This window comes from Halomonas sp. BM-2019 (assembly GCF_017584085.1).
Genome location: NZ_CP071922.1, coordinates 3266657 through 3269483, shown reverse-complemented (window position 1 = coordinate 3269483; position 2827 = coordinate 3266657). Strand labels below are relative to the sequence as shown.

At 49.2% G+C, this 2827-nt stretch carries 3 protein-coding genes; all 3 read right to left on the bottom strand.

The window, feature by feature from the left end:
* Positions 1 to 296, bottom strand: a 296-nt coding sequence (locus tag J5F18_RS16240; protein ID WP_346299584.1) for a TonB-dependent receptor plug domain-containing protein, incomplete at its 3' end; no start/stop codon positions are given.
* Between the two features lie 75 nt (positions 297 to 371).
* Positions 372 to 2039, bottom strand: coding sequence for an energy-dependent translational throttle protein EttA (ettA, locus tag J5F18_RS16235; RefSeq protein WP_346299583.1), 1668 nt, complete (start codon positions 2037 to 2039; stop codon positions 372 to 374).
* Positions 2040 to 2091: 52 nt separating this feature from the next.
* Entirely contained in the window at positions 2092 to 2721 is a 630-nt protein-coding gene (gene upp / locus J5F18_RS16230) for a uracil phosphoribosyltransferase (RefSeq protein ID WP_346299582.1), read from the bottom strand.
* Positions 2722 to 2827 lie beyond the last annotated feature (106 nt).

Genomic DNA, 2827 nt, shown 5'->3' with positions numbered 1-2827 from the left:
CCCGCCATACTATTGCCACCATAGGTCGATGCGCGGGCGCCACGAGTAATTTCGATGCGCTCAATATCGTCTGGGTGCAAGTTTTGTAACGAAGCCGTCCCTAAAGTCGGACTGGTGATCGGCTGACCATCAATCAAAACTAAAACATGCGAGCTCGAACCGCCTTGCATCATGATACTCGTTTGCCCGCCAAACAAGCCGGTTGAGGTAATATCTGCGCCAGCCACCTGCCGGAGCAATGGGATGACAGAGCCACCCTGAAGGCGAGCGATCTCATTGCGCGAGATCACTTGCACCGGCATCACATCCGATACCCGTTCAATCGCCTTTCCCCAGAACCTTGGCAAGTCCTGGCTTTTTCCAACAACCCGTTACTTGGTGATTTTCTTATATTTCACGCGGTGTGGCTCCATCGCATCAGAGCCAAACGTTTTCTTCATGTAGTCTTCATATTCCGAGTAGTTACCTTCATAGAAAGTCACTTTACCTTCATCACGGTAATCAAGGATATGGGTTGCAATGCGGTCAAGGAACCAGCGGTCATGCGAGATGACCAGTGCCGCGCCTGGGAACTCAAGCAAGGCTTCTTCAAGCGCACGCAACGTTTCCACATCAAGGTCGTTGGTCGGCTCATCGAGTAAAAGCAGGTTGCCGCCCGCTTTTAATAGTTTCGCTAAATGAACACGGTTGCGTTCACCACCCGACAATTCGCCAATCCGTTTTTGTTGGTCGTTACCACGGAAATTAAAACGGCCGACATACGCTCGGCTCGGAATTTCATAGGTACCGATGCGCAAAATATCTTGACCATCGGAAACTTCTTCCCAAACCGTCTTTTTGTTGTCCATGTCATCACGGAACTGATCAACCGAAGCCAGATGCACGGTCTCGCCAACTTCAATTGTGCCGGCGTCTGGTTGTTCTTTGCCTGAAATCATCCGAAATAGTGTCGATTTACCCGCACCGTTTGGACCGATAATGCCGACGATAGCGCCTTTTGGCATACTGAAGGTTAGGTCATCAATCAGCAAACGGTCGCCATAGCTCTTTTTCAAGCCATTGACTTCCAGCACTTTATCGCCAAGGCGTGGCCCCGGTGGAATATAAAGCTCATTGGTCTCGTTACGCTCTTGATAATCGCCTGACTGCAGTTCTTCAAAGCGGTTAAGACGTGCTTTACTCTTCGCCTGACGTCCTTTCGGGTTTTGACGAACCCACTCCAACTCTTTCTTAATCGATTTCTGGCGTGCCGCTTCTGACCGTTCTTCATGTTCTAAACGGGCTTCTTTTTGTTCCAGCCAACTTGAGTAATTTCCTTCCCACGGAATACCATAGCCACGGTCAAGTTCAAGAATCCAGCCCGCCACGTTATCAAGGAAATAACGATCATGGGTAATCGCAACCACGGTGCCTTCATAGTCATGCAGGAAGCGTTCAAGCCACGCGACAGACTCAGCGTCAAGGTGGTTAGTTGGTTCGTCGAGGAGCAACATGTCCGGCTTTTCTAACAACAATCGGCAAATCGCAACACGGCGGCGTTCACCACCCGACAAGTGTTCGATTTTTGCATCCCAAGGCGGTAAACGCAGAGCATCCGCTGCACGCTCTAATGCGTTATCAAGGTTATGGCCGTCGTGTGCCTGTAAAATCGCTTCTAGTTCACCTTGGCGTTTCGCTAACGCGTCAAAGTCTGCATCTTCTTCCGCGTACGCAGCATAAACTGCATCAAGCTCGGTCAACGCGTTCTTCACATCCGCCAACGCTTCTTCCACGGCTTCGCGAACCGTTTGGTTCGGATCCAGCTGCGGTTCCTGCGGTAAATAACCAATTTTGATGCCAGCTAGTGGGCGCGCTTCACCTTCAAATTCAGTATCAACGCCTGCCATAATCCGCAAGAGCGTTGACTTACCAGCGCCATTGAGACCGAGAACACCGATTTTAGCACCCGGGAAAAAACTTAACGAAATATCTTTCAAAATTGTGCGCTTCGGCGGGACCACTTTGCTGACGCGCAACATACTGTAGATATACTGAGCCATTATCTTTTCATTCCTTCCAAAAACAACTCACCAAAGGCGGGAGTGTAGCATATTATTTGGTACCAAAGATCTTATCACCGGCGTCGCCGAGGCCGGGTAAAATATAGCCATGCTCATTCAAACGCTGATCAAGAGCCGCTGCATAAATCGTAATATCAGGATGCGCATCGAGAACCCGCTTTACACCCTCTGGCGCGGCAACCAGCACTAACACTCGAATTTCTTTACAACCATGCTTTTTTAACATGTCGAGGGTAGCGACCATGGTACCGCCAGTGGCTAACATGGGGTCGACCACCAAAGCCGTGCGCTCATCAAGATTGCTAGCAAACTTTTCATAGTAAGGCACAGGCTCTAGCGTTGTTTCGTCGCGATATAACCCGACCACACTAACCTTTGCACTGGGAATCAATTGCTGGACGCCGTCGAGCATACCGAGACCCGCACGTAAAATTGGCACAATGGTAATTTTCTTACCTTTAATCTGTTCAACCTCGATCGTATCCCCGCTCCAACTTTGGATTTGGTGAGTCTCCAACTGCAAATCTTTGGTTGCCTCGTAGGTCAGTAGATTGCCTAATTCGTTGGCCAGCTCACGAAATGCTTTGGTACTAATATCTTGAGTGCGCATTAAGCCAAGTTTGTGCTGAACCAGAGGATGTTTGATTACATGTAAAGTCATAGGTCACCGAAAATATTTGTCGACGCAAGTGAATGTCGCTAAGTATAACGAATTGATGGCCATGGCGCAGAGTAAATTACCGCGCGATCTTGCTAATCTACTCATT